The sequence below is a fragment of the Arthrobacter sp. ATA002 genome, assembly GCF_026898095.1.
Classification (GTDB): domain Bacteria; phylum Actinomycetota; class Actinomycetes; order Actinomycetales; family Micrococcaceae; genus Arthrobacter_B.
This window is the reverse complement of the sequence record NZ_CP114015.1, coordinates 2,218,076-2,242,931: the sequence shown is the minus strand read 5'-3', so window position 1 is coordinate 2,242,931 and position 24,856 is coordinate 2,218,076. Positions and strand designations below refer to the sequence as shown.

The 24,856-nt window shown below is 63.4% G+C and carries 26 protein-coding genes and 4 pseudogenes; 15 read left to right on the top strand and 15 right to left on the bottom strand.

The window, feature by feature from the left end; all coding sequences use genetic code 11:
- Positions 1-95: 95 nt before the first annotated feature.
- Positions 96-230, bottom strand: coding sequence for a hypothetical protein (locus OL239_RS11005; protein ID WP_329609200.1), 135 nt, complete (start codon positions 228-230; stop codon positions 96-98).
- An 18-nt stretch (positions 231-248) separates the two neighbouring features.
- Between OL239_RS11005 and OL239_RS11000 the strand changes: the two genes are divergently transcribed.
- Positions 249-818 carry a sugar O-acetyltransferase gene (locus OL239_RS11000; RefSeq protein ID WP_268908974.1) on the top strand — a complete coding sequence of 190 codons (570 nt, stop codon included), beginning with the start codon at positions 249-251 and terminating at the stop codon, positions 816-818.
- Positions 819-860: 42 nt separating this feature from the next.
- Here the strand turns inward: OL239_RS11000 and OL239_RS20170 are convergent, their stop codons facing one another.
- Positions 861-1,358: a helix-turn-helix domain-containing protein gene (locus OL239_RS20170; RefSeq protein WP_442864296.1), complete on the bottom strand. Its 498-nt coding sequence runs from the start codon at positions 1,356-1,358 to the stop codon at positions 861-863.
- Positions 1,289-1,597 (bottom strand): annotated as a pseudogene (locus OL239_RS20165) (PAS domain-containing protein); the annotation flags it as partial. The pseudogene OL239_RS20165 and the gene OL239_RS20170, both read right to left, overlap by 70 nt.
- A gap of 222 nt (positions 1,598-1,819) precedes the next feature.
- Between OL239_RS20165 and cynS the strand changes: the two are divergent.
- Both cynS and OL239_RS10985 read left to right on the top strand, forming a co-directional pair.
- The gene (gene cynS, locus OL239_RS10990) at positions 1,820-2,272 is read left to right on the top strand and encodes a cyanase (protein ID WP_268908972.1); all 453 of its coding nucleotides are present in this window, start codon (positions 1,820-1,822) and stop codon (positions 2,270-2,272) included.
- A gap of 8 nt (positions 2,273-2,280) precedes the next feature.
- The gene (locus OL239_RS10985; protein ID WP_268908971.1) at positions 2,281-3,108 is read left to right on the top strand and encodes a formate/nitrite transporter family protein; all 828 of its coding nucleotides are present in this window, start codon (positions 2,281-2,283) and stop codon (positions 3,106-3,108) included.
- A 123-nt stretch (positions 3,109-3,231) separates the two neighbouring features.
- On the opposite strand, the gene OL239_RS10980 is transcribed toward OL239_RS10985, so the two are convergent.
- The 5 genes from OL239_RS10980 to OL239_RS10960 all read right to left on the bottom strand — a co-directional run bounded on the left by OL239_RS10980 (position 3,232) and on the right by OL239_RS10960 (position 5,664).
- Positions 3,232-3,756 (bottom strand): NADPH-dependent F420 reductase, encoded by a 525-nt coding sequence (locus tag OL239_RS10980; protein WP_268908970.1) that lies wholly within the window; start codon positions 3,754-3,756, stop codon positions 3,232-3,234.
- Between the two features lie 332 nt (positions 3,757-4,088).
- Positions 4,089-4,301, bottom strand: coding sequence for a hypothetical protein (locus OL239_RS10975; RefSeq protein WP_268908969.1), 213 nt, complete (start codon positions 4,299-4,301; stop codon positions 4,089-4,091).
- Positions 4,277-4,669: a TetR/AcrR family transcriptional regulator gene (locus OL239_RS10970; RefSeq protein ID WP_268908968.1), complete on the bottom strand. Its 393-nt coding sequence runs from the start codon at positions 4,667-4,669 to the stop codon at positions 4,277-4,279. The genes OL239_RS10975 and OL239_RS10970 overlap by 25 nt, the downstream gene beginning before the upstream one ends.
- A 257-nt stretch (positions 4,670-4,926) precedes the next feature.
- Positions 4,927-5,142, bottom strand: coding sequence for a hypothetical protein (locus OL239_RS10965; protein WP_268908967.1), 216 nt, complete (start codon positions 5,140-5,142; stop codon positions 4,927-4,929).
- 279 nt (positions 5,143-5,421) lie between these two features.
- Positions 5,422-5,664 carry a hypothetical protein gene (locus OL239_RS10960; RefSeq protein WP_268908966.1) on the bottom strand — a complete coding sequence of 81 codons (243 nt, stop codon included), beginning with the start codon at positions 5,662-5,664 and terminating at the stop codon, positions 5,422-5,424.
- Between the two features lie 177 nt (positions 5,665-5,841).
- On the opposite strand from OL239_RS10960, the gene OL239_RS10955 reads away from it, so the two are divergent.
- Positions 5,842-6,165 carry a hypothetical protein gene (locus OL239_RS10955; protein WP_268908965.1) on the top strand — a complete coding sequence of 108 codons (324 nt, stop codon included), beginning with the start codon at positions 5,842-5,844 and terminating at the stop codon, positions 6,163-6,165.
- Positions 6,166-6,382: 217 nt separating this feature from the next.
- Positions 6,383-7,558: a hypothetical protein gene (locus OL239_RS10950; RefSeq protein ID WP_268908964.1), complete on the top strand. Its 1,176-nt coding sequence runs from the start codon at positions 6,383-6,385 to the stop codon at positions 7,556-7,558.
- 84 nt (positions 7,559-7,642) lie between these two features.
- Here the strand turns inward: OL239_RS10950 and OL239_RS10945 are convergent.
- A pseudogene (locus OL239_RS10945) lies at positions 7,643-7,870 on the bottom strand (alkene reductase); the annotation flags it as partial.
- A 56-nt stretch (positions 7,871-7,926) separates the two neighbouring features.
- Positions 7,927-8,529 carry a helix-turn-helix domain-containing protein gene (locus tag OL239_RS10940; protein WP_268908963.1) on the bottom strand — a complete coding sequence of 201 codons (603 nt, stop codon included), beginning with the start codon at positions 8,527-8,529 and terminating at the stop codon, positions 7,927-7,929.
- A 46-nt stretch (positions 8,530-8,575) separates the two neighbouring features.
- Here OL239_RS10940 and OL239_RS19530 point away from each other — a divergent pair, with 46 nt between their 5' ends.
- Positions 8,576-10,171, top strand: a complete 1,596-nt coding sequence (locus tag OL239_RS19530; protein WP_329609198.1) for an FAD-dependent oxidoreductase — start codon at positions 8,576-8,578, stop codon at positions 10,169-10,171.
- A 166-nt stretch (positions 10,172-10,337) separates the two neighbouring features.
- On the opposite strand, the pseudogene OL239_RS10925 reads toward OL239_RS19530, so the two are convergent.
- Positions 10,338-11,398 (bottom strand): annotated as a pseudogene (locus OL239_RS10925) (alkene reductase).
- A gap of 26 nt (positions 11,399-11,424) precedes the next feature.
- Between OL239_RS10925 and OL239_RS10920 the strand changes: the two are divergent.
- A complete protein-coding gene (locus tag OL239_RS10920; protein WP_268908962.1) occupies positions 11,425-12,141 on the top strand; it encodes a transposase family protein in 717 nt (238 codons plus the stop codon).
- Here the strand turns inward: OL239_RS10920 and OL239_RS10915 are convergent.
- Positions 12,104-13,396 (bottom strand): ISL3 family transposase, encoded by a 1,293-nt coding sequence (locus OL239_RS10915; protein WP_268908961.1) that lies wholly within the window; start codon positions 13,394-13,396, stop codon positions 12,104-12,106. The genes OL239_RS10920 and OL239_RS10915 overlap by 38 nt on opposite strands.
- A 26-nt stretch (positions 13,397-13,422) precedes the next feature.
- Between OL239_RS10915 and OL239_RS10910 the strand changes: the two genes are divergently transcribed.
- Both OL239_RS10910 and OL239_RS10905 read left to right on the top strand, forming a co-directional pair.
- A complete protein-coding gene (locus OL239_RS10910; protein WP_268908960.1) occupies positions 13,423-14,025 on the top strand; it encodes a transposase in 603 nt (200 codons plus the stop codon).
- The gene (locus tag OL239_RS10905) at positions 14,019-14,168 is read left to right on the top strand and encodes a transposase (RefSeq protein ID WP_268908959.1); all 150 of its coding nucleotides are present in this window, start codon (positions 14,019-14,021) and stop codon (positions 14,166-14,168) included. Before OL239_RS10910 ends, OL239_RS10905 begins: the two co-directional genes overlap by 7 nt.
- A 295-nt stretch (positions 14,169-14,463) precedes the next feature.
- Here the strand turns inward: OL239_RS10905 and OL239_RS10900 are convergent, their stop codons facing one another.
- The 3 genes from OL239_RS10900 to OL239_RS10890 all read right to left on the bottom strand — a co-directional run bounded on the left by OL239_RS10900 (position 14,464) and on the right by OL239_RS10890 (position 18,110).
- Positions 14,464-15,114 carry an ImmA/IrrE family metallo-endopeptidase gene (locus tag OL239_RS10900; RefSeq protein WP_268911741.1) on the bottom strand — a complete coding sequence of 217 codons (651 nt, stop codon included), beginning with the start codon at positions 15,112-15,114 and terminating at the stop codon, positions 14,464-14,466.
- A gap of 392 nt (positions 15,115-15,506) precedes the next feature.
- Positions 15,507-16,160 (bottom strand): hypothetical protein, encoded by a 654-nt coding sequence (locus OL239_RS10895; RefSeq protein WP_268908958.1) that lies wholly within the window; start codon positions 16,158-16,160, stop codon positions 15,507-15,509.
- A gap of 132 nt (positions 16,161-16,292) precedes the next feature.
- Positions 16,293-18,110 (bottom strand): ATP-dependent nuclease, encoded by a 1,818-nt coding sequence (locus OL239_RS10890; RefSeq protein WP_268908957.1) that lies wholly within the window; start codon positions 18,108-18,110, stop codon positions 16,293-16,295.
- 230 nt (positions 18,111-18,340) lie between these two features.
- Between OL239_RS10890 and OL239_RS10885 the strand changes: the two are divergent.
- The 6 genes and pseudogenes from OL239_RS10885 (at position 18,341) to OL239_RS10860 (ending at position 24,853) form a co-directional block, all read left to right on the top strand.
- Positions 18,341-19,815, top strand: a pseudogene (locus OL239_RS10885) (fumarylacetoacetate hydrolase family protein).
- Positions 19,812-20,504 carry a GntR family transcriptional regulator gene (locus OL239_RS10880; RefSeq protein WP_268908956.1) on the top strand — a complete coding sequence of 231 codons (693 nt, stop codon included), beginning with the start codon at positions 19,812-19,814 and terminating at the stop codon, positions 20,502-20,504. The pseudogene OL239_RS10885 and the gene OL239_RS10880 overlap by 4 nt, the downstream one beginning before the upstream one ends.
- Before the next feature lie 61 nt (positions 20,505-20,565).
- Positions 20,566-22,083: a 5-carboxymethyl-2-hydroxymuconate semialdehyde dehydrogenase gene (hpaE, locus tag OL239_RS10875; RefSeq protein WP_268908955.1), complete on the top strand. Its 1,518-nt coding sequence runs from the start codon at positions 20,566-20,568 to the stop codon at positions 22,081-22,083.
- Between the two features lie 45 nt (positions 22,084-22,128).
- Positions 22,129-23,244, top strand: coding sequence for a 3,4-dihydroxyphenylacetate 2,3-dioxygenase (hpaD, locus tag OL239_RS10870; RefSeq protein ID WP_268908954.1), 1,116 nt, complete (start codon positions 22,129-22,131; stop codon positions 23,242-23,244).
- A gap of 39 nt (positions 23,245-23,283) precedes the next feature.
- The gene (gene hpaH, locus OL239_RS10865) at positions 23,284-24,069 is read left to right on the top strand and encodes a 2-oxo-hept-4-ene-1,7-dioate hydratase (protein ID WP_268908953.1); all 786 of its coding nucleotides are present in this window, start codon (positions 23,284-23,286) and stop codon (positions 24,067-24,069) included.
- Between the two features lie 46 nt (positions 24,070-24,115).
- Complete coding sequence (locus OL239_RS10860; RefSeq protein ID WP_442864136.1) at positions 24,116-24,853, top strand: HpcH/HpaI aldolase family protein; 738 nt, start codon at positions 24,116-24,118, stop codon at positions 24,851-24,853.
- The last annotated feature ends 3 nt before the right edge of the window (positions 24,854-24,856 follow it).

Sequence of the window (24,856 nt, the reverse complement as noted above, 5' to 3'; positions counted from 1 at the left end):
AGGAAGCTCCGTCTAGAGGCGACCGAGCTTCCCGGTGTCCAAGGCTGGAAAACTATTTCCAGGCAGGCCTGCTGTAGTCAGCGTCAGTGACATGCTCAAGCCAGCTTGTGGGTGGATGCGGGGTCGTCGGTGTTTTCCAGCATGGCGAGGTGTTCCATGTAGTCCCCGGGACTGGTGCCGTGCCAGTGCGGCGACTCCTTCAGCCAATGAGAGGGAGCCTCTGCCGCCATTCCGTGCATAATGACCAGATGGAACTCGATGAACTGCTCACAGCACTGAATAACGGCGAGACGATAACTGCCGGCTCGCCCCTGCATGAGGCCATGCATCACGCCAGCCAGACCGCGCTGCGGATCACCGGCGAACTGAACAACGGCTACCACGAGCCGGCGCAGGTCCGGGAACTGCTGGCCCGGCTGATTGGCAGGCCGGTGGATGAAACCGTGGCCCTGTTCCCGCCGTTCTCCGCCGACTTCGGCAGGAACATCACTCTGGGGAAACGGGTCTTCATCAATTCCGGCTGCCGGTTCCAGGACCAGGGCGGTATCAACATCGGCGACGACTGCCTGATTGGCCACAACGCCGTTTTGGCGACGCTGAACCACGACCTGGCACCCAGCCGCCGGGCGGACATGCACCCCGCACCCGTCACCCTTGGCCGAAACGTCTGGCTGGGGTCCAACGTCACGGTGCTGCCGGGCGTGAGCATCGGAGACAACTCCGTGGTGGCCGCCGGAGCCGTGGTCACCAAGGACATTCCGGCCCGCTCAGTGGCGGTCGGATCACCGGCCCGGGTTCTCCGCACCATCGAGGACTAGCCAACCGGAGTTAGGGAGACCTATCCGCTAAACCAAACGCGCCTAATAGCCGGCACCCGGCGACGGCGGAACCTGGCTCGGGACCAGACCAAACCGCTGCCGGAAGCCACGGGTAAAAGTGCCGGGGTCCAGAAAGCCTGAGGCAAAGCACGCCGTCTGCACGGCGTGGCCCCGCTCCAGCAGCGCACGCGCATGCTCCAGCCGCAGGCGGCGGATTTCCGCAGCCGGTGACGTCCCTGCTTCCGCAAAACCGCCTGCACCGTGCGAACCGAAAGGTGGGCGGCGGCGGCGAGCTCCGCCGTCGTAAATTCGGGGTCCGTGAACCTGGATTCGATCGTGCGGTACAGGGAATCGCGCAGCTCGGCGCGGACCTGGACTGCCGGCGTGCGGGGTACGGGTCCCCGTTTGCGTAGCTCGCGCACAAGCTGGGACCCGCCCCGGGGTTCGGCGCTGAAGCTGAGGATGGTGGCGTCGCCGTGAGCAATGCTGCGCGTTGACCAGCGCACCGGGCGGGTGTCGCCGGCCCGGGTGACGAACCACTCCGACGCGGGGTCCGAACCGCCGGAGCGGACAATGGGGCACTCGTGCTGCGGATAGGGGGAGCCATCCGGACGGCAGCGGTGCAGCAGGTCATGGCTGGGGCCTCCCACCACGTCGTCCTCTCCCCGGTAGCCCAGGAAATGAATTGCCTCCCGATTGGCCAGTGCCACCAGTCCCTGCCGGTCGATGACCCACAGCGGTACGGGAGCTTCTCGAACAACCTGTGTCAGCAGATCCATATCCGTTCCTGTCCCGCGATGTGCCACCGGTGCCTTCATGTGATGTGACCGTACGGACACAGAAGGTCGAAGTGATTGCCCGGTTGTTTCACGGAGGTAAAAGGATGAGTTGGTTGCGCAATTCGCGGAATGGGCTGCGCAAAAAGCCTGAAAGTTAGCTTTTAGACGCTCCTACGTTGGTCTCAGGGCAGGTGCCTTCCGACCATCGACGAGGAGACAAAAATGACTAACTGGAACACCACACGAGACCAGGCCACGATCAAGGTGCGCGCCGCCGTCGCCCGCTCGGATGCCTCCTGGGCGGACATCGCCGGGCAGCTGGCCCGGCCGCTGCTGTGGACGATTGCCGCACTCCTTGGGTCACACCCGGTGCCCGCGGAACTCGCCGAAAAAGTGGGCGCGCTGCTGGAGCTCGACGGTGACACCGTCCTTGCGCTGCAGGAGCAGCCCTACCGGATTCAGGGCGATGAGCTGAAGTCCGATCCCACCATTTACCGCTTTTACGAACTGCTGGCCGTGTACGGTCCGGCGTTGAAGGAGGCCATCCACGAGGAATTCGGCGACGGCATCATGAGCGCCATCAACTGCAACGTCGAGCTGACCCGGCGCGAGGACCCCGAGGGGGACCGCGTGCGCGTCATCATCGACGGCAAGTTCCTGAAGTACCAGTGGTAAGGGCCCCGATGAGCTATGTCATTCCGAAGGACTTCGCGGTCCGCATGATCGACGCCGGCCAGGCGAAAGTCGCGCTGTCCACGCGCGACACGCTGATCCGCAGCTACATGGCCGGTGCCATCTTGGCACTTGCGGCAGCGTTTGCTGTCACGGTCAGCACCCAGACCGGCTCGCCGCTGCTCGGTGCGGTGTTGTTTCCTGTCGGTTTCTGCATGCTGTATCTTCTCGGCTTCGACCTGCTGACCGGTGTGTTCACCCTGGTTCCGCTCGCCTGGCTGGACAAGCGTCCGGGCGTCACCCTGAAGTCGATGCTCAGGAACTGGGGGCTCGTGTTTGTCGGCAACTTTGCCGGCGCCCTGACGACGGCCCTGCTGATGGCCATTGTGTGGACCTACGGCTTCTCCTCCGAGGTGAGCGAGGTGGGGAACGCGATCGGGCATCTCGGCGAGGGACGCACCGTGGGCTACGCCGAGCACGGAGCCGCCGGCATGCTGACCCTCTTTGTCCGCGGTGTGCTGTGCAACTGGATGGTGTCCACCGGCGTCGTGGGTGCGATGATGTCCGACGGCCTGGCCGGCAAGGTGATCGCCATGTGGATGCCGATCATGCTCTTCTTCTACATGGGCTTTGAGCACTCCGTGGTCAACATGTTCCTGTTTCCGATCGGTCTGATGCTCGGGGGAGAGTTCACGCTGATGGATTACCTGATCTGGAACGAGATCCCGACGGTGGTCGGCAACCTGGTCGGCGGCCTGACGTTCGTGGGCTTCATGATCTACGGCACCCACGCGCGCACCGCACCGGGGCGCCAGTTCACGGCGAAGGTGAAGGTGTAGGGTCCGGACGCGAGGGCCGGGATCCGGGCGCTGCGGCTCCCAGGGCCCGGCCCTTGTTCATTGGTCAGCCGTGGATACTGCCGAGCCGGTGTTTTGCTCTTGGCGCGCTGGGTAACCAGGCAGTTATTCGACGCGGGCAGGGGACACTGCGCGCTGCAGGTTGGCAATCAGTTCCTCGCGGCTTTGGCCGTCCACGGAATGCTCCCACATTGGTGTGCCGGGAGCGCTACGCCAGGATTCGCTCAGCGGACTGTTGTCGACGGTGTCGAATCCCAGGTCGTCATAGAGGCCCCGCACGAGTTCGACGGCGTCGGGATAGTCACTGGACACCACCAGCGCCATCCGGTCCGGCGCACCGGCGGGCCGGGCCAGCCGGAACAGGCCGGGAAGCGCGTCGCCGGGGACACGGACGGGGGAGCGTGCGTGGTGCTGGATGTGGGTGAAGGCCTTGGCCAGTTTGGCGCCGGGCAGGTTTTCCTGGCGCAGTTCATGGACCGTCTTGAGGCCGGAGTCGACCTCGGGGTAGTTTCCGTCGCGCCACGCCATGTAGTTGTTGGTGTCGAGGACGATCTTTCCGGAGAGTTCTTTGACCGGCAGCGTCTCGCCCGGCACATACGGGAACGCAATGACCGCCAAGTCCGCTGCCACTGCTGCCTCCGCAGCCGTCGCGGCACGCGCCCCCGGACCCAGATCGCCGACGAGTCCCTGCAGGGTCTGCGGGCCCCGGAGTTTGCATGACGACGTCGTAACCGGCGGCGATTCCCGCGCGGGCGATGGTGCTTCCGGCCTGTCCGGATCCGAGAATGCCGATGGTGGTCATTAGTGTTTCTCCATGTCCGTCCAGGCGTGTTCGGGACGATGCGCTGCTCCGGGGCTCAGTGCCGCCGTGCTTGTTGAAACGGTATGCCCGTCCGTAGTTTGCAACCACATTCCCCGCAGCCCCGGGAGCGGCGGGACCCGCTGTGGCTAGGGGAGGGAGGCTATCTTGGCCAGCCCAGCAGGGCGACGTTGACGACGCCGCTCAGTTCCTCGGCGCCGCTTCCGTTGGCGGCCTGCACCGAAATACCGAACACCACGGTGTTCAGGTACCGGGCGAGCCGGGCGGGGTCTGCGTTCCGGGGCAGCTCGCCGTCGTCCGCCGCCCGGTGAAGGCGATCCTCCAGTCGCTTTATCGCGTTCTGTCGCCACGGCACGAGTACGTCCAGTGCGGGCTGGGACTCAGCGCTGGCAGCGACCGCTCCGTGTCGGTCAGGCAGCCGCCAAAGTCTTCAGGCATGGTGGTCGCCCGGACCGCACCCCGCAGCAGCACCTCTGCAACACCCCGCGCCGTGGGCTCTTCGAGGGCACGGGCGAGATAGGAACCCGGCCCCTCCGAGTGCCGGGCCAAAACCAAGCGGAAGAGTTCCTGCTTGTTACCGAATGCCGCATTGGGCTTGCTGATGCCCATGGCCGCAATCAGGTCATTGAGGCTGGTGCCCTCATACCCCTGTTTCCAGAACACAAGGAGTGCCTGATCCAGTGCGTCGTCCAGATTGAACTCCCGGGGACAGCCGGGTCCCATGGCAGGCGGGGCAGGGGCAGGACCGGACGAAAGCGGCTGATGCGGGCCAGGCCCTCTTCGCTGCCGGCGTTGTTCAGAGGCTCCCGGACGACCAGACGGGCGTTGCGGCAGGTGAAGTTCAGTTCGAACAGCGTGCCGTATTTGGACGGGATGGTGAGGTGCCGTTTCTCCTCGGGGCCGTCAAGCACGATCTGCCGTTCGTGCTCGGTCAGTTCGGCGTAGGGCACGTCGGTGCGACCGGGCACGCGCCGTCGGAATTAAGGCCAGCCGTGGGCGGCAAGCTCCAGTGTCTCCGCGTCTGTACCACCGCATGCGGCGTCCTGCTTTGCTGGTAATCTGCCCAATGCGGCCGCCAGCTTCTCGGTGTACAGCTTGGCAACGGCGTCGTTCCCGGCCTGCGTCATATGGAAATCGTCGTAGTACTGGGCGATGGCCCTGCATGGCGAGACTCCTCCCGGAACAGCCCCCGCCATGCAGTGTGGGATTTCCTCCCCACAGCCCTCGGGCGGGAACCTATACGCTGGCGCCCGCTGCTGACGTGGCGGGGTAGGGCCTGGATGGGTGCAAAACGCCACGAACATTCTGAATAAAGGGGTATCTGACCGCACATTGGTCATCCATCTTCACTGCTAGGCAGTGGTTGGCGCACACCGTGGACCCAAGAGCATTCCGGTGCTGAATCGTCCGTGGTTCAGCGTGAGGCCCTTGAGTCACGTCGTCCTGCTTTTCCCACCCCGGGAACAGTCTTCGTTCTACACCGCATCTCCCAGCGATCCCGGATGCGGGTCCGGGTTCTTCCACCCGCCCCGGTGCGTCATGGACGGTTCGACTGGTTCAGGTGCCCGCCGCACGACAATCAGGATCGTGGCGATGGGCCCCAACAGGAGTGATACCAGGAACCAGATCCAGCGGGAGCGGTTCTTCTGCTCGGCAAGACCGGCATTTATGAGCGCCACCATGAACCAGAAGGTGCCGGAACTTATGTAATCGTTCATTGGCCCACCTAACCACAAACCGCAATACGCCGGGATGCGGACGGCCCCGGTGTCAGCCGTGCATCGATGAGCGTCCCTGTCACATGGGCACCGCGATCAGCGCGAAACTCCCGTTGCGGCCACATTCTCCCGTAGCTGCTTTAGTCCGTCAGGAAGGGCAACCAATGCGGCCGAAGCGTGAAGCTGGTCTGGGATGAGCCTGATGCTTCGTTTCTAAGGGTTCGCACGTATGCGGAGTGGAAGATCCCGGCGAATCGCCTGGCCAGCCGGGTCGGCGAGGACAGAGGGCAAATGTACGACCCCGTATACCGCCACCTGAATCGGCAGGAGCCCGGCCGGTACTTCCCGTTGCACAACAAGTGCAACGCTGACTACGACGCGGTCCCGTTGTGGGTGAATCCCGGCGTGGTGCTCCTGGTGCTTCTGGCGGCAACCTTCGCCGCGTTCTGCCTCACCCAAGCCATCACACTACGGCAGGAGCGGAAGAAACCGCAGATGTAAGTGGGGATGGGTGGTCCTCCTGCCAGCGGCGGGTCCGTAAATCATCCTCAGTGCCGTCCAACCCCGCCGTCGTCTCTATGGTGCGGCGGGCATCTGCTGGACACTGAACATATTGGCCCCAGGCGCGAGGTGCCGGATCCGCATGGCAGCCCAGCCGCGGGATCAGCCCTCTGACGAGGAAGAACAGGCGAACACCGTACCCCGGAAAGGCATTCCGATGAGACTTCCTTCTCCTGCCCGGCGGACTTTCTCCGCACTTCTAGCCGTCTGCATTCTGGTCCTAGCGACGGGGTCCGGCGCATTCGCCTCGTCCCCGGATTCCAGCCCGCAGTCCGTACCCTTTGCCGTGGTGGACGGCGGCACCGGTCCGCAGTTCTACAGCGGATTGAACATCGACGTCCAGGATGACGTTGCCGGAGACGTGTATGCCTCCGGGCAGAGCATCACCATCAGCGGAAATGTCACGGGGGACGTGATCGCAGCAGCGCAATCGATCACCATTACCGGCAATGTCGACGGAAACGTGCGGCTCGCCGGGCAGGACGTGACCATAAGCGGTGACGTTGCGCGCAGTGGAACGATTTTCGCGGCAACCCTCACCATCACCGATGCCGGGTCATTCGGGGACGACCTGGTGGGTGCCGCGGGTGACATCGCAATATCCGGTGCAATCGGCCGTGATGTCGAGGTTGGCGTTGGAAACCTCACCATCAGCGGGACGGTCGGCGGCAACCTCACGTACAACTCCGACGAGGAGGCAAACATCTCCGCGGATGCGGTCAGCGGCAACGTGCAGCGCATCGCCCCGGAGCCCGAGCAAGAGCCCTCGGCGGGCGAGAAGTTCGTTGGGTGGCTGCTCGGTCTGCTGTACTCGCTGGTTGCGCTGAGCCTTATCACAGTGCTTGCGGGCTGGCTCTTCCCCCGTTTGCTGCACCGGGTGACCGACCGGCTCCTGCCTCGGCCATGGCAGGCGCTGCTGGTCGGTTTCGTGGCATCAATTGCTGTACCACTTGTGGTGCTGGTCCTTCTGGCCACGATCATCGGGGCACCCCTGGCGCTGGCAGTCCTTTTAGTCTGGATAACGCTGACGCTCGCAACCTTTGTCTTCGGCGCCTATTTCATCGGCAGGCTCATTTTCCGCGGCAACCAGCATCCAGTGATCAAGGCACTCGTCGGGGGTCTGATCCTTATTGTCGCCCTGCATATTCCGTGGCTGAACATCGTCGCGTGGCTGGCCATGGTGTTCCTTGGACTTGGTGCGCAGCTGCTGGCAATCTACGACCGTCGTCCCTGGCGCCGCGTACCGCCCGCATTCGGCGTCGAGCAGCAGACGGGTGACGGCGGGGGCCGTCCTCAATCGCCGACTCTAACTGAAACCCTCCTGCGTCAATGACATCTGGTTAAGTGGAATGCCCGGCGAAAATGAGGACAGGCTTCCCGCACCATGCGAAAGGTCTGCCGTCGTCGGGCGTTTTAGCTAGGCGACCGTCTCCAGTGCCGGGTAGTCCGTGCAGCCGGCGGCACCGTCGGTGTAGACGGTAGCCTGGTCCACCTCGTTCAGCGGCAGGTCTTCCTGCCAGCGGCGGGCCAGGTCCGGGTTAGCGATGACCGGGCGGCAGACGACGACGGCGTCGGCCAGATCCTCCTCGAGCAGCATGATCGCGTCATTGCGGCTGGTGACGGTGCCGAAGCCGGTATTCAGCAGCACCGGGACGGCACCGGGATATTCCGTGAGACAGCGGCTATTGAGTCTGGCCGGAATTAGAGATGGCCATCGTTGCGTTGCGTCGGGCTGGTGCGCAGGTGCGCCCGTTCTCCCTGTTTGCCGATAAGGGTGAGGAATTCGACGGGTCCTGAGCTGGTGGCGCCGAACCAGTGAGGGATACGGGTGTCGAACTCTGCGGCTTCGCCGGGTTTGAGGATCAGATCGTGCTCACCAAGGACGAGTCGGAGATTGCCGTTCAGAACGAAAGCCCAGTCATAGCCCTCGTGGGTGCGCAGGTCGGGCTTAGCGTCGTCGCGTCCCCTGGGGAGGATGAACTTATAGGCCTGGATGCCTCCGGCCCTGCGGGTGAGGGGCAGGATGGTCCGGCCGTCGTTGGCGCGTATCGGGCGCAGGTTGATGCGTGGGTCACCGGTCGGTGGTGCGTCGACGAGTTCATCCAGGGTGGCGCCGTAGGCGCGTGCCAGCGGCAGCAGTTGTTCGAGCGTGGGACGCCGGAGCCCGGCCTCGAGCCTGGACAGTGTGCTGGTCGAGATCCCGGTCTCCTCGGAGAGGTCGTACAAGGTGATGTCCCGGCGTTGCCGCAACTGCTTCAGCCGTGGCCCGACGGCATCCAGGGTGCGATCTATCGACTCGTCCATGTCCATATCTTGCCATTCGGCAATAAGGATTGCTAGGCGCCTTGTTGTGAGTCATTCTCAACAAGTGCTGGTGCGGACCGGCAGCAGCACTCGAATCGAGAGGACAGCAATGGCAGAGCATACGGATTTTCTTCGTGACGTGGTGGTTGTTGGTGGCGGCGCTGCTGGCCTGAGCGCTGCGTTGACGCTGGCCCGGGCGCGCCGGTCGGTGACGGTTGTGGACGCGGGCCAGCCGAGGAACGCTCCGGCGGACGCGGTGCACGGGTTGCTCGGCCTCGAGGGGTTGAGTCCGCTGGAGTTGTTGGTTCGCGGCCGCCAGGAGGTCCGCAGGTACGGCGGCGAGATCCTGGACGACGAGGTGGTTGACGTGTCCAGCGCGTCTTACGGGTTCTCGGTCGTGCTCCGCGGCGGTGTGGTCCTTCGCGCCCGGCGGCTGCTGATCGCAACGGGGCTGGTGGACGAGTTGCCGGACATCCCCGGGGTGCGGGAGCAGTGGGGTCGTGGTGTCCTGCACTGCCCCTACTGTCACGGCTGGGAGGTCCGTGATCGCAGGATCGGAGTGCTGGGCACCAACCCGATGGCTCTGCACAAGGCCATCCTGTTCAGCCAGTGGAGTTCCGATGTCGTGTTCTTCACCCACGACCTCCAGCTCGAAGGGCAGGAGCGCGCCAAGCTCGAGGCGCTCGGCGTCGCAATCGTCGCCGGCCGGATTTCGCGGCTGGAGATCGAGGACGACCACGTGAGCGGTGTGCGATTAGGCGAGACGGTCGTTGCGGTCGACGCAGTGGTGGTCTCGACACCGATGGTCGCCCGCACCGAACTCTTCGCCGGGATCGGCATCGCAGCGACGGCCCATCCCGCTGGTGCGTTCATCGAGACCGATGCGTCCGGCGCCACCTCGGTGCCCGGGGTGTGGGCCGCTGGCAACTCCTCCAACATCGGCGCCCAAGTCGGGGCCGCCGCCGCCGCTGGGGCCCTGACAGCGCAAGGTATCAACACCGATCTCATCATGAAGGATCTCGATCGAGCCGTGGCCGCGGCAGCCGCCTCAAGTACTGACGGAACCCCCACAATGGAGCACACGTTCGATCACGAGTACTGGGACCAGATCTGGCAGGGCGACCGAGTCACGGCCATGGGAAACAGCCAGGCCAACCCACATCTAATACGGGAAACCGGCAACCTGGCACCGGGGACCGCACTCGACGCGGGATGTGGCGCCGGAACCGAAGCGATATGGCTCGCCACGCACGGCTGGAAGGTCACCGGCGCAGACATCGCCTCCGCGGCACTCGACCGCGCAGCCGGGCGCGCCGCGGACGCCGGCGTCGCTGATCAGGTGCAGTGGGTCCAGGCGGACCTGTCCACCTGGGAGCCGGACGCACAGTACGACCTAGTGACCACGCACTACGCCCACCCCGCTATGCCGCAACTGGATTTCTACGACCGCACCGCCTCCTGGGTCGCCCCGGAGGCGCCCTCCTCATCGTTGGCCACCTCGACCGCTGGGCCAGTGGGGACGATCACCAGCACGGAAGTGATCACGGGCACGGCAGGTACCTCAACGGACCGCCCGCTTCGGCCTCGGCAACCGTTGCCGACATCACCGCACGCCTCGATCCCGCTGAGTGGGAGGTCGTGACCGCTGAGGAGTCACACCGAACCATGTCCGGTCCCGAAGGACGCGAGTCCACCATTCACGACGTCGTCGTCAGAGCCACTCGACGCTGAAACCGTCCCGTTAAGGAAACGGCAGGCCCCCGCATCGCGCGGAGGGCCTGCCGTCGTCCTTCTGTTGTAATCGTTGCTTAGGAAGCGACCGTCTCCAGAAGCGCGTAGTCCGTGTAGCCGGCGGCACCGTTGGTGTAGACGGTGGCCTGGTCCACCTCGTTCAGCGGCAGGTCTTCCTGCCAGCGGCGGGCCAGGTCCGGGTTGGCGATGACCGGGCGGCCGACGACGACGGCGTCAGCCAGGTCCTCCTCGAGCAGCATGATCGCGTCCTCGCGGCTGGTGACGGTGCCGAAGCCGGTGTTCAGCAGCACCGGGCCGCCGAAGCGGCGGCGCAGGTCCTGGATCATCTCGTCAGCGGGATCCTTGTGCAGGATGGAGAGGTAGGCAGGCTTCAGGTCCGCGATGCCGTCCACCAGCGCGGTGTAGGTGGCGGTCACGTCGGCGCGGTCGTTTTCCAGCACGCCCTGGATGTTGTGTTCCGGGGAGATGCGGATGGCGGTGTGCTCGGCGCCGACAGCTTCGGCCACGGCGCGGAAGGTCTCGATGACCATCCGGGCCCGGTTCTCCGGGGATCCGCCGTAGTTATCGGTGCGGGTGTTGGAGACGGGGAGAGGAATTCCTGCAGCAGGTACCCGTTGGCACCGTGCAGCTCCACGCCGTCGAACCCTGCCTTCATCGCGTTCTGCGCGGCGGAGACGAAGTCCTGCTGGACGCCGGGAAGTTCGGCTTCGGTGAGGGCGTGCGGCACCGGGTAGGGTGCCTTGCCCTCGTAGGTGTGGGCCATGCCTTCGACCGCGATGGCGCTGGGGGCCTGCGGTTGGTGGCCGCCGTTGATGTTTTCGTGCGCGACGCGTCCGGAGTGCATCAGCTGGGCGACGATCCGGCCGCCGGCCTCGTGCACGGCGTCGGTGACGCGCTTCCAGCCAATGACGTGTTCCTCGGTGACCAGGCCGGGCATGAGGGGGTTGCCCTGGCCGGGGAAGGAGGGGTAGATGCCGTCGGTGACGATCAGGCCCAGGAAGGCGCGCTGGCGGTAGTGCTCGACCATGATGGCTCTTCGTGGTTCGTGGGGAATTGAGTTCGTGTCGTTAGAGACAAGAGGGCCCGTGGCCCTGCTGGGATGAGTGTGTCTAAGCATTCAACGTGGAACAGGACCACGAGCCCTTGCGTGAGCCTACCGGGGTCGCAGCCGACGCTGCCACCGCCCTCTTCAACCTGCCCGATTTCGGTGTCATGTCCACCCGTGTCGGTGCCGACGGAACACGAACAGTCATTGTTGAAACCGATCAACCACCAGGGTGCCCTACCTGCGGGGTGATCGCCGTGAGAGTCAAGGAACGCCGTCACCAGCGGCTTCGCGACATCCCCGTTGCCGGGCCGGTGGAAGTGGCGTGGTCCAAATACCGCTGGTACTGCGACGAACCGGCCTGTCCCCGGCTGTCCTTTTTCGAATCCACGGCTCAGGTCCCGGCCCGGGCACGGTCCACCGCCCGGTTGCGGGAGCACCTCGTGGACGCGGTCATCCGTTCGGGCCGTGCCGTCGCCGAGACAGCTGCCGGCTTCGCGGTGTCGTGGTGGATGGTTCGGGCTGCGCTGAATGAAGCGTCCCTGCTCCGGCTGCCTGACGTAGATGCTCTCAGCCCGCGGATGCTGGGCATTGATGAGCACCGGTTCCGGTCCGTGCGTTATTTCCAGGACCCGGCCACGATGGCCTGGACACGGGTTGAACCCTGGATGACCACGATCGTGGATCTGGATACCGGCCAGGTCTTGGGCGTGGTCGATGGGCGGCACCACAAAGGGCTCTTCGCGGTTCGTGAGGAATTAGATTCCTGGGTGAGTCTCATGCCGCCGTCCGGACGGCACTTCTCAAGAGAATAACCGATCTGTAGTTGGCAGGATTACGATAGCCGCGCGCCGTGCGCTTTATGTGCTTGATGGCCGTATTGTTGGCCTCGACTTTGCCTGTGGTGGCGCCGGTAATGATCAGCACCTCGATCTCGCTCCACCACCGGCAAACAGTCCGATAGAGCCGGTTCGTTTCCGGTCGTGCCGCCGCCTTGACCAGTTCCTCGAGCTCAGTCTTCGCGGCCGCAGCATCTGCCAGCGAACCCGTGCCCAGCAGTGTCCGCACTTGTTCCTTCACGTTCCACACGGCCCGCAGTGTTCCGGTCGGATCATCGGCGGTGAACACTTCTTCCAGCCGGTGGGCTGCCTTCTCTGTCAGCGTGTTCCCGGCACGCAGCAGCAGCATCCGGTGCGCCCAGGCCTTGTCCACCGCCCTGCCGCGGCGGCCCTTGACCTGCTGGGAGAGATTCTGCTGGGTCTCCGTAACCGCCTGATTGGCCAGCGAGACCAGATGGAAGTGATCGACCGCGACCGCGGTGCGGGGCAACCACATCCGCAACGCCTTCCGGAACGCTGCGGAGGGATCGATCGCCACCACCTGCACGGCCAAACGCCAGGCCAGCGGCCGGGCGAAGAGCCAGTCCCCGACACCCTTGTGGTGCCGCCCATCGACCACGCCCAAGACCTGGCCGGTATCCAGATCCACGATCGTGGTCATCCAGGGTTCAACCCGTGTCCAGGCCATCGTGGCCGGGTCCTGGAAATAACGCACGGACCGGAACCGGTGCTCATCAATGCCCAGCATCCGCGGGCTGAGAGCATCTACGTCAGGCAGCCGGAGCAGGGACGCTTCATTCAGCGCAGCCCGAACCATCCACCACGACACCGCGAAGCCGGCAGCTGTCTCGGCGACGGCACGGCCCGAACGGATGACCGCGTCCACGAGGTGCTCCCGCAACCGGGCGGTGGACCGTGCCCGGGCCGGGACCTGAGCCGTGGATTCGAAAAAGGACAGCCGGGGACAGACCGGTTCGTCGCAGTACCAGCGGTACTTTGACCACACCACTTCCACCGGTCCAGCTATTGGGATGTCGCGCAGTCGCTGGAACCGGCGCTCTTTCCGTCGGACCGAGATCACCCCGCAGGTCGGGCACCCTGGTGGTTGATCGGTTTCAACGATGACTGTTCGTGTTCCGTCGGCACCGACACGGGTGGACATGACACCGAAATCGGGCAGGTTGAAGAGGGCGGTGGCAGCATCGGCTTCGACCCCGGTAGGCTCACGCAAGGGCTCGTGGTCCTGTTCCACGTTGAATGCTTAGACACACTCATCCCAGCAGGGCCACGGGCCCTCTTGTCTCTAACGACACGAACTCAATTCCCCACGAACCACGAAGAGCCCACAAAGGCGTCGGGGACTGGCTCTTCGCCCGGCCGCTGGCCTGGCGTTTGGCCGTGCAGGTGGTGGCGATCGATCCCTCCGCAGCGTTCCGGAAGGCGTTGAGGATGTGGTTGCCGCGCACCGCGGTCGCGGTCGATCACTTCCATCTGGTCTCGCTGGCCAATCAGGCGGTTACGGAGAACCGGCAGAATCTCTCCCAGCAGGTCAAGGGCCGCCGCGGCCGGGCCGTGGACAAGGCCTGGGCGCACCGGATGCTGCTGCTGCGTGCCGGGAACACGCTCACCGAGAAGGCAGCCCACCGGCTGGAAGAAGTGTTCGCCTCCGATGATCCGACCGGAACACTGCGGGCCGTGTGGAAGGTCAAGGAACAAGTGCGGGCCCTGCTGCGCAGCGGGTCGCTGGGAGATGCTGCGGCCGCGAAAACCCAACTCGAGGAACTGGTCAAAGCAGCGGCACGACCGGAAACGAACAGGCTCTACCGGACTATTTGCGGTGGAACGAGATCGAGGTGCTGATCATTACCGGCGCCACCACGGGCAAAGTCGAGGCCAACAACACGGCCGTCAAGCGGATCAAGCGCACGGCCCAAGGCTACCGTAATCCCGCCAACTACAGATCCGTTATTCTCTTGAGAAGTGCCGTCCGGGCGGCGGCATGACACTCACCCAGGAATCTAATTCCCCACGAACCACGAAGAGCCACTATCGCCACCACCAGCGGTCGGATCGCGAGGCCTCAATAATGGAAGAGTAAGAAATCAAGTGTCTCTCACAACCGCCGACTCCCAGTGGAGATCCACTGCCCTCAGACCGAACCTCTTCGTGCGCTCAAATTGACTACATTGCCTGAAGATACGAGTGGTTCCCGACTCAGACTGAGGGTCAATAAATCCTCGGGAACAAACTTGATCTGATTGGCTACGGCATTAGATGGAATTTTTCCGTAGAATTTTTCTACCCATGTATCCAGCATGCGAGGGACTCAACCGGCCTTTCATCGTAGCCCGGCTCAGTAGCCCCCCAGGTTTTACCTGTTCTAGGATTGCGTCGCGTATAGAGTTGTTTTTGAAGTGCCTCGACCACATCTGTGTCTAAAGCATAGTTTGCATGGAAATGTTTGAGCAACGCTCCAATCGATATTCCCCATTTTTGCTTGATAGGAAGTAAAGAATTAAGAGTTGGGCGTGAAGGAAGTTCCTGAGCGACGTATCGAATCGGCGCCAAAAGCTCCGAAGCAAACGAGAATGCTTGGGTTTCCATCTCGTTGTCGTCGGCTGGGCGTGACTGAGTGTGGCAGACGAGGTGACCCAGTTCGTGACCCACGGTTAGCCGCAGACGTTCCCACGAATCAATCGAATTCAGTAAAATCACTGGGAGAGGTGCCAGTCTGTCTCGGCCTCGTAACCATGCGGAGGAGCCGTAAAATCGCCCAGCGCTCGGGGAAGCGTTGGAAAAGGCCGGCTGGCGGTGCACCACCACCACACCAGCTAGCTCGCACCTCAGTATCAGGTTGTCTATAGGCTCGGCTGGCGCCAAGCCAAGACGCTTACGAACCTCCGCGGCCGAGGCTTGTACTGGCTCGCGATGATCCACAGTGGGCAACATAACTGGTGGTAGGGATCGCAGGCTATGTAGGTCTAAGGCAAAGTCCGCCACGTGCCGCGCTAGCTCGTCCCAGTAAGTCAATTCAGTCTTGTTTGTCCTCTTTGTACGTCGATGCAAGATTCCTCCATACATCAGTTCGGGCGCTGGAGGGCGCATAAAGAACGCGCGAGGAAAATTCAATGTGTCTACAATGATGTCGAGCTCAGCATCACTGATGTCAGCTCTCGGTGAGGTTTCCGTTCGTGATAGTCGGACAGGTGTCCAGTGAAGAGCGGAGGCTAAGTCAATTGCCTTGACTTTCCTTAAAGCTCGTGCTTGGACGAGACGATCGGGGTAAATGTTATTCATGTCCTACTAGTTCTTACCCGCTAGTTAAGTGGCGGTAGGTGTCATTAATTTTCTTTATCAGTCCCACTGTTAGCGCCGAAATTGTCGAAGAAAATATCGAACGGATTTGAGTGGTCCGGCGCCACTGTCGTAGACTTATTGGCCTCTGAATTATCAACCTCTGTTTGATCCCTACCTGCAAACGGCAACGGATGCTCAGTTAGAACTGTCGCATTCGTCAGGCTGAGGTCGAATCCGGCGACAAAGTTGATTCTCGTGACGACGCCGTACGGATCTGCATCCCAGTAGATCGCGTACTGGATCTTCGGGTTGGACCATGCGTGAGGAAGCATTCCCGGGTCCGGGTCATAAGTGAAAAGAGGTATTACTCCCTCCTGTGCCTCGGGTAATTCAGCGACGTTCGGCGGGCGTTTCAGTAAACGAATCTCAATGTCGTCTGTGATGCGAAAACAGCCACCGTTTGCGCGACGGATGACCTTCCAGCCCGAGTCATGCAGTCGGCGATCGCCCTCAGCCTGGCTCCAGAAGCACAAGCGCGCCAAAGCGGCATGCGCGTCAGAAGCAGTAAACTCGAATGCCTCGAAGGCTTCGCTGACTAGCCGTACAGCCTTTTCTGAACTTGAGCGCAGGAGTTTGTCGACGCCCCTCAGCGCCTCTTCGTGGTCTTGAACGAACTGCTTTGCCCTCACGCGTTCCATAGCCCCCAGCCTCCGATGTAGGTTTATGTATGAAACATATCATACGCAAACCTATATCTCATCAGTGGTGGTTGAGGGAGTGGCGCTGAGATAAGTTCCATAAGCCAGGATCTGGTTGACGGGCGGTGTTAGTCAGAGGGGTGATCGTTGGTGGTCCTTCACTATCGCCTCAAGCCATTGATCCAGTGGGCGGATGGCTCGGGGCGACTTGCGAGAGCTCAGGTGCTCTCTGAGGAGTGCCGAAGGGAGATGCGGCTTCGCTTTTGCTGACGGCTTGCGTGCCGAGTTCCAACCCTTGGATCCCAGCCACGAGGCCATTTCCTCTTTCCCTTGGGTGCCATCGGCAAATTTTTTCGCGGTTGCATCATCGATTTGACCGGTGCCGTTTGGTCCTAATAGGTGCGCCAAGTCCTTCTGGTTTACCGTGTCGAGCAGCAGACCCTCCAGGTCGGAACTGAGTACAAAAGCGTCCCAAAATTGAACCTTCTTATTGATTTCTGCCTGCTGTTCTAGAGCTGCCGTTAGGCTGGTGACGTCAGAGTCAGCTAAGGAGCGTATCTCGGCAAGTTCTTCCGGGGTCGGCTTTGGGTCCTTGACTTTCAGGATCTCCAGTAGTTTGCGCTTCCCATTTCCCCCGGCCTTATGCACGCCGTCTTTATCGGTGATGACGTATGCACGAACATCGAAAAGTTGAGCCAACTGGACAAGGTGGGTGATGGTGTCTATTCCGGAGGCTTCAATGACCGCGATACCCAGGGCGTAGTGCCCTCCAGCACCACCAGTAATCCTTTCCAATAGGTAGTCGATCAGCAGCTTGTCTCCATGGCCTTCAACAAGAAGTACGGCATTCGCAAACACCAGCTCACTATTGGTTGCATCGCAATAGCGGGTTAGCCGGCCTTCTTCCGCTTCCGTCAGGTCTTGGCGTCTCGATGTGTATGTCATGCCGGCCGGACTCAACGGCAGTCGGCTGATACGGCTTACCGAGAACGAATCGACGAGAACAGGACTATGGGTTGTGACCAAAAGCTGTGCGTCGACGGAGATGTCTCTCAGTATTTTCGCCATCGCCCTCTGAGTCTGAGGGTGGAGGAAAGCCTCGGGTTCTTCGATTGCGAATACGACGTTTACTCCTGGTTGCTTCGCCCTGGAGGAGACATAACGGAGAATGCCGAGAACCATTGCCGATTGGAACCCGGTACCGCGCTCAGCAATAGGCACCTCCACCTCATCACGACTTGTGATGACAGCTTCTTGCAGCATGCCGCGGAGCGCATGCCGGGAGTCTGGAAGATTGATACCAAGGTGGCCTTCACGGAATGGAAGCTCAGACGCAACAGCGGCTACCGAATCACTCAGAACATTATGCACGAGGCTCTCAACCGGTGCGATGGCTTCCGCGAAGTCTTTCTGCAACTGAGTTATACGCGAGCTTCCCTTGCGTACTAGCACCCCTTCGAGTGTCTCATATAGGCGAACTAGCGATTGGTCATGTTCCGTTTGGGTGGGATCGCTCACGCGGACGGATGGGATTTTCACGAAATTGAAGGACTGTAAGACTTGCTCATAACGCTCGCGCGCATGTGATGACTCACGATAGCTGTGGTAGCTGATCGTCCCTTTCCGTGTACAAGAAATTTTGATCCTGAACGTGCCGTCTTGCGATGTTATATCTTCGAACTGCTCCGCCTCGGCCTTGGTCAGGCCGCCGAACTTGACTTGAATGCTCGACATCATGCGAGGACCACCCTGGACGTAGTATTCATGTAGAGGCTTCAGCCTTTGCAAATCCTCCGGTGCTGGGTCGGCAAAGAACGTTTCCAGTACGCGCAGAAGGGATGACTTACCTGCATTGTTTGGTCCCGCTATGAGTTGGAGTTGAGGGTCCAGGTCGATGCTGAGTCGTCTAAAACCCAATAGTCGCTCTACATCAACTCGTTCTATATGCATAGGGTTCAATCTACCCGTAATGCGCTACCTGTCTGTTGTCTAGGTATGGCGCCAGGTGGTGCAATAGTCGATCCTCACGGTTCACCCTCCCCTTTCTTCCAGTCAGAAACAGTGGCCGATCCACCGGCTACAAGGCAAATAGTTGTCAGGGCCTATGCGAACCCCTTGACGTGATCACCACCACATGTAATCCTGATCATATACGATTTCGTACTTGATCTAGGAGTGACATGTCCACGAGCAGCGCCGCCACCAAGGACACGCTGGCAGATGCGGGCAAGGTAATCGCCGTCCACATCAACTACCCGAGCCGGGCAGCCGAACGCGGACGCACCCCGGAACAGCCCTCCTACTTCCTCAAGCCCGGCTCCTCGCTGGCCCTGACTAGGGCATCGTGGAACGCCCGGCCGGGTGCGAACTGCTCGGCTTCGAAGGCGAAATCGCCCTCATCATTGGCAAGACCGCACGCCGCGTCAGCGTCGAGGACGCCTGGAGCCACGTCGGGGGAGTGACCGCCAGCAATGACCTGGGCGTCTACGACCTGCGCTGGGCAGACAAGGGCTCCAACCTCCGCTCCAAGGGCGGCGACGGCTTCACCCCGGTCGGCCCCGCCGTCCTGGACGCGGCAGACGTCGACCCGGCAGCACTGCGCGTCCGCACCTGGGTCAACGGCGAACTGGCGCAGGACGACACCACCGCCGACCTGCTCTTCCCGTTCAGCCAACTGGTCGCCGACCTCTCCCAGCTGCTCACCCTGGAACCGGGCGACATCATCCTCACCGGCACCCCGGCGGGTGCCTCCGTCGCCGTCCCCGGCGACCGCCTCGAAGTCGAAGTGGATGTCCCCGGCACGGACCAAACCACCGGCCGCCTGAGCACCACTGTCACCGACGGCACGACGCCGCTCGCCCCCTTCGGCGCGCAGCCCAAGATCGACGACAAGCAGCGCGAAGAAGCGTGGGGCTCCGCCGAAAAGGCCGGCCTAACACCCAAGGAAGAGAAGCAAACGCTCACCCCGGAGCTGAAGGCCAAGCTGGAATCCGTCGCCACCGCCACCCTCAGCTCGCAGATGCGCGCCCGCGGCCTGAACAACGTCTCCATCGACGGCCTCACCGGCACCAAGTCCGGCCGCAAGGTGGTCGGCACCGCCCGCACCCTGCGCTACGTCCCCAACCGCGAGGACCTCTTCAAGACCCACGGCGGCGGCTACAACGCCCAGAAGCGCGCCATCGACTCCGTGCGCGACGGCGAAATCCTGGTCATGGAAGCCCGCGGCGAAAAGGGCACCGGCACCCTGGGCGACATCCTCGCCCTGCGCGCCCAGTACAACGGCGCCGCAGCCATCATCACCGACGGCGGCGTCCGCGACTACTCCACCGTGGCCGGCTTCGACCTGCCCGTCTACTGCGCCAACCCGCACCCCGCGGTGCTCGGCCGCCGCCACATCCCCTGGGACACGGACATCACCATTGCCTGCGGCGGCGCCACCGTCCAGCCCGGCGACATCATTGTGGCCGACGACGACGGCGTCCTCGTCATCCCGCCGGCCATCGCCGAAGAGCTGGTGGAGGCCTGCATCAAGCAGGAACACCAGGAGGAGTTCATCGCCGAAATGGTCAAAGCCGGCAACAGCGTGGACGGCCTGTATCCGATGAACGCCGCCTGGAAGGACAAGTACGAGGCCTGGGCGGCGGAACAGGTGTGAGCACCCCGGTCAACAGCAGCGCCGAAAACGGCACCGGCAGCAAGTCGGAGCAGGCGTACCAGGTCCTGCACGCCAAGATCAGCTCCGGTGACTACGGACCCGGCTACCGCCTGGTGCTCAGCAGCATCGCCTCTGACCTGGGCTTCAGCGTGGTTCCGGTGCGCGAAGCGATCCGCCGGCTCGAAGCCGAAGGCCTCGTCACCTTCGAGCGCAACGTTGGCGCCGCCGTCGCCGGCATCGATCCGGACCTGTACCTGCACACCATGCAGACCCTCAGCATCATCGAAGGTGCCGCGACCGCGCTGGCAGCTCCCGCCATCGGCACAGACGAGCTGGCGCAGGCGCGGGAGCTGAACCGGCAGATGCGCGAGGTGCTGAACGCCTTTGACCCGGTGCGCTTCACCCAGCTCAACACCGAGTTCCACGCGCTGCTCTACGGGCGCTGCCCCAACCCGCACATCCTGGACCTCGTGCACCGCGGGTGGGGGAGGCTGGGCCGGATGCGCACCTCCACCTTCCGCTACGTGCCCGGCCGGGCACACGCCTCGGTGGAGGAACACGAAAACCTGCTGAACCTGATCGAAGCGGGCGCTCCGGCGTCCGACGTCGAAGCCGCCGCCCGCGCGCACCGCACCAACACGCTCAACGCCTTCCTGGCCCAAAACGGCCAGCCGCCGTCACCCATCTGACGCAGAACTCCAGAACTTCAAACGACTTAGAACTTCGAACGCAGAAAGAGGAAACCCCACAATGTCGAAGCATTTCGTCCCCGAGAACCTTCCCACGCACATCCAGCACTTCATCAACGGCAAGTTCGTTGACTCCGTGAACGGCGCCACCTTTGACGTGCTGGATCCGGTCACCAACAAGACCTACGCCACCGCCGCCGCCGGCCAGAAGGAAGACATCGACGCCGCCGTCGCTGCCGCCCGTGAAGCCTTCGTGAACGGCCCGTGGCCGAAAATGAAGCCGCGCGAACGCGCCCGCATCCTCAACAAGATCGCCGACGCCGTCGAAGCCCAGGAAGGCCGCCTGGCCGAAATGGAAACCTTCGACACCGGCCTGCCCATCACCCAGGCCAAGGGCCAGGCCCTGCGCGCCGCCGAGAACTTCCGCTTCTTCGCGGACCTGATCGTCGCCCAGTTCGACGACGCCATGAAGGTCCCCGGCAGTCAGATCAACTACGTGAACCGCAAGCCCATCGGCGTCGCCGGGCTCATCACCCCGTGGAACACCCCGTTCATGCTCGAGTCCTGGAAGCTCGCCCCGGCTCTGGCCACCGGCAACACCGTGGTGCTCAAGCCGGCCGAATTCACTCCGCTCTCCGCCTCCCTCTGGGCGGACATCTTCACCGAAGCCGGCGTTCCGGCCGGTGTGTTCAACCTGGTCAACGGCCTGGGCGAGGAAGCCGGTGACGCGCTGGTGAAGCACCCGGACGTCCCGCTGATCTCCTTCACCGGCGAAACCACCACCGGCAAGACGATCTTCCGCAACGCCGCCGAGAACCTCAAGGGCATGTCCATGGAGCTCGGCGGCAAGAGCCCCTGCGTCATCTTCGCGGACGCGGACCTGAACGCCGCCATCGACTCGGCCCTCTTCGGTGTCTTCTCCCTCAACGGCGAACGCTGCACCGCCGGCTCCCGCATCCTGGTCGAACGCCCGGTCTACGACGAGTTCTGCGAACGCTTCGCCGCCCGCGCCAAGACCATCGTCGTCGGCGATCCGCATGACCCCAAGACCCAGGTGGGCGCCCTGGTGCACCCCGAGCACTTCAAGAAGGTTGCCTCCTACGTGGAGATCGGCAAGACCGAGGGCCGCCTGCTCGCCGGCGGCGGCCGCCCCGAAGGTCTGGAGGAGGGCAACTACATTGCCCCCACCGTCTTCGCCGACGTCGCCCCCGACGCGCGGATCTTCCAGGAGGAAATCTTCGGTCCCGTCGTCGCCATCACCCCGTTCGACACCGAGGCCGAGGCCCTGGAGCTGGCCAACAACACCAAGTACGGCCTGGCCGCCTACATCTGGACGTCCGACCTGACCCGCGCGCACAACTTCGCGCAGAGCACCGAGGCCGGGATGGTGTGGCTGAACAGCCACAACGTCCGCGACCTGCGCACCCCGTTCGGCGGCGTGAAGTCCTCCGGACTGGGCCACGAGGGCGGTTACCGCTCCATCGACTTCTACACCGACCAGCAGGCCGTGCACATCACCCTCGGCAAGGTCCACACCCCCAAGTTCGGGACCGACGACGCCGCCAAGGTCGACGGCTAAGCGTCCCCGCACTCTTCCCACCATTTCTTGCAAAGGAGCAACATCATGAGCGTTTCGGCCATCAATCCCAACCCCATTCCGACGCCGTCCATCCAGCCGCCGGACATCGTCCGCTGCGCCTACATGGAGCTCATCGTCACCGATCTGGCGAAGTCCCGCGAGTTCTACGTGGATGTCCTGGGCCTGCACGTCACCGAAGAGGACGACGAGGTCATCTACCTGCGCTCCCTGGAGGAGTTCATCCACCACAACCTGGTGCTGCGCAAGGGACCCGTCGCCGCCGTCGCGTCCTTCGCCTACCGCGTGCGCACCCCCGAGGACGTGGACGTGGCCGAGGCCTACTACAAGGAACTGGGCTGCCGCACCGAACGCCGGGCCGAAGGCTTCACCAAGGGCGTGGGCGACTCGGTCCGCGTGGAGGACCCGCTGGGCTTCCCGTACGAATTCTTCTACGCCGTGGACCACGTGGAGCGACTGACCCAGCGCTACGACCTCTACTCCGCCGGTGAGCTGGTTCGTCTGGACCACTTCAACCAGGTCACCCCCGACGTGCCGCGCGGCCGCGCCTACCTGGAGGACCTGGGCTTCCGCGTCTCCGAGGACATCAAGGATTCCGACGGCGTCACCTACGCCGCCTGGATGCACCGCAAGGACACCGTCCATGACACTGCCCTCACCGGCGGCGACGGCCCGCGCATGCACCACGTGGCCTTCGCCACCCACGAAAAGCACAACATCATCCAGATCTGCGACAAAATGGGCGCGCTGCGCATCTCCGACCGGATCGAGCGCGGCCCCGGCCGGCACGGCGTCTCCAACGCGTTCTACCTCTACATCCTGGATCCGGACGACCACCGCATCGAGATCTACACACAGGACTACTACACCGGCGACCCGGACAACCCCACGGTCACCTGGGACGTGCACGACAACCAGCGCCGCGACTGGTGGGGCAACGCCGTCGTGCCCTCCTGGTACACCGATGCCTCCCTGGTGCTGGACCTGGACGGCAACCCGCAGCAGGTGACCGCGCGGACCGATTCGTCCGAAATGGACGTGACCATCGGCGCGGACGGGTTCTCCTACACCCGCGCCAACGACGACGCCGGAGCCGCCGCGGGCGACGCCGCCAAGGGCTTCAAGATCGGCACCCAGCTTTAGATGCTCCCTTCCAGGCAGGAACCAACAGAAAGCAGTGCCGTGCTAGATAAAGAGACCATCGCAGCCGTGGCCGATGAACTGCTCGAGGCGAAGCAGACCCGCACCCCGGTTCCCCTGCTGACCGCCCGCTATCCCGAGATGACCATCGAGGACTCCTATGCGGTGCAGAACCTGTGGCGGGAGCGGCTGATCGCCTCCGGACGCACCCTCGCCGGCCACAAAATCGGCCTCACCTCCAAGGCCATGCAGGCCGCCACCGGCATCACCGAACCCGACTATGGCGTCATCCTCGACGACATGGTGCTGGAAAACGGCTGCACCGTGCAGTGGGACACCTACACCCACCCCCGGATCGAGGTGGAGCTGGCCTTCGTGCTGGGCAAACCGCTGTCCGGCCCGAACTGCACCATCTTCGACGTTCTGGACGCCACGGACTACGTGGTGCCGGCCCTGGAGATCCTGGATTCCCGGATCGAGATGTCCGGCCGCACCATTGTGGACACCATCTCCGACAACGCGGCAATGGGCGCCATGGTGGTGGGCGGGAACCCGGTGAAACCGGCCGACGTGGACCTGCGCTGGGTCTCGGCCCTGCTGTACCGCAACCAGACCATCGAGGAAACCGGCGTGGCGGCGGGCGTGCTGAACCATCCCGCCGCCGGCGTGTACTGGCTCGCCAACAAACTCTCCGCGCACGGCACCGCGCTGGAAGCCGGAGAAATCATCCTGGCCGGATCCTTCACCCGCCCCATGTGGGTCTACAAGGGGGATTCGGTGCTCGCAGACTACGGACCGTTGGGAACAATCACATGCCGATTCGAGTAGAAGAACCCTTCGTCGCGAAACTGGCCGGGGCGGACGGCAGACCGGCATGTGGGTATGCTCCGGCAGCCCGCTGGTGGCCGAAATCTGCGCCGGCTCCGGGCTGGACTGGCTGCTTTTTGACGCCGAGCACAGCCCCAACGGCCTGGAATCGCTGCTGGCGCAGCTGCAGGCGGTGCACGGCTATCCGGCCACCCCGGTGGTGCGGCCGCCGTCCGGAGATCCCGTGCTGATCAAGCAGTACCTGGACCTGGGGGCGCAGAACCTGCTGATCCCCATGGTGGACACGCCGGAGCAGGCGTCCGAAATGGTCCGCGCCGTCCGCTATCCGCCGCACGGGATCCGCGGGGTGGGCAGCGCCCTGGCCCGGGCCTCCCGGTGGAACCGGATAGACGGTTACCTGGAAAACGCCGCCGAAAGCATCACGCTGCTCGTGCAGATTGAGTCCGGCACCGCCGTCGACAACGTGGCGGCCATCGCCGCAGTGGACGGTGTGGACGGGCTGTTCATCGGCCCGTCCGACCTCGCCGCCTCCATGGGCCACCTGGGCCGGCAGGACCACCCCGAGGTGGTGGCCGCCGTCGAGCACTGCATCCGCGAGATCAAGGCGGCCGGCAAGTTCGCGGGCGTCAACGCGTTCGCCGAAGCGACCGCCCGCCGTTACATCGGCGCCGGCGTCGACTTCATTCTGGTGGGCGCCGACGTTGCCCTCCTGGCCCGGGGCAGCGAAGCCCTCACCGCCAAATACATTTCATCAGCGGACGACGACGTCCGCGCGAGCTACTGATAA

Excerpts from the sequence above, each read along its gene's own strand:
- OL239_RS10970 (WP_268908968.1), bottom strand. The coding sequence starts at position 4,669 with ATGGGACCCGGCTGTCCCCGGGAGTTCAATCTGGACGACGCACTGGAT.
- OL239_RS10965 (WP_268908967.1), bottom strand. The coding sequence starts at position 5,142 with ATGGCGGGGGCTGTTCCGGGAGGAGTCTCGCCATGCAGGGCCATCGCC.
- hpaD (WP_268908954.1), top strand. The coding sequence starts at position 22,129 with ATGAGCGTTTCGGCCATCAATCCCAACCCCATTCCGACGCCGTCCATC.
- OL239_RS10890 (WP_268908957.1), bottom strand. The coding sequence starts at position 18,110 with ATGCATATAGAACGAGTTGATGTAGAGCGACTATTGGGTTTTAGACGA.
- OL239_RS10860 (WP_442864136.1), top strand. The coding sequence starts at position 24,116 with ATGTGGGTATGCTCCGGCAGCCCGCTGGTGGCCGAAATCTGCGCCGGC.
- cynS (WP_268908972.1), top strand. The coding sequence starts at position 1,820 with ATGACTAACTGGAACACCACACGAGACCAGGCCACGATCAAGGTGCGC.
- OL239_RS10895 (WP_268908958.1), bottom strand. The coding sequence starts at position 16,160 with ATGGAACGCGTGAGGGCAAAGCAGTTCGTTCAAGACCACGAAGAGGCG.
- OL239_RS10940 (WP_268908963.1), bottom strand. The coding sequence starts at position 8,529 with ATGGACGAGTCGATAGATCGCACCCTGGATGCCGTCGGGCCACGGCTG.
- OL239_RS10960 (WP_268908966.1), bottom strand. The coding sequence starts at position 5,664 with ATGAACGATTACATAAGTTCCGGCACCTTCTGGTTCATGGTGGCGCTC.
- OL239_RS10900 (WP_268911741.1), bottom strand. The coding sequence starts at position 15,114 with ATGTTGCCCACTGTGGATCATCGCGAGCCAGTACAAGCCTCGGCCGCG.
- OL239_RS11005 (WP_329609200.1), bottom strand. The coding sequence starts at position 230 with ATGGCGGCAGAGGCTCCCTCTCATTGGCTGAAGGAGTCGCCGCACTGG.
- OL239_RS11000 (WP_268908974.1), top strand. The coding sequence starts at position 249 with ATGGAACTCGATGAACTGCTCACAGCACTGAATAACGGCGAGACGATA.
- OL239_RS10985 (WP_268908971.1), top strand. The coding sequence starts at position 2,281 with ATGAGCTATGTCATTCCGAAGGACTTCGCGGTCCGCATGATCGACGCC.
- OL239_RS10950 (WP_268908964.1), top strand. The coding sequence starts at position 6,383 with ATGAGACTTCCTTCTCCTGCCCGGCGGACTTTCTCCGCACTTCTAGCC.
- hpaE (WP_268908955.1), top strand. The coding sequence starts at position 20,566 with ATGTCGAAGCATTTCGTCCCCGAGAACCTTCCCACGCACATCCAGCAC.
- OL239_RS10910 (WP_268908960.1), top strand. The coding sequence starts at position 13,423 with ATGCTTAGACACACTCATCCCAGCAGGGCCACGGGCCCTCTTGTCTCT.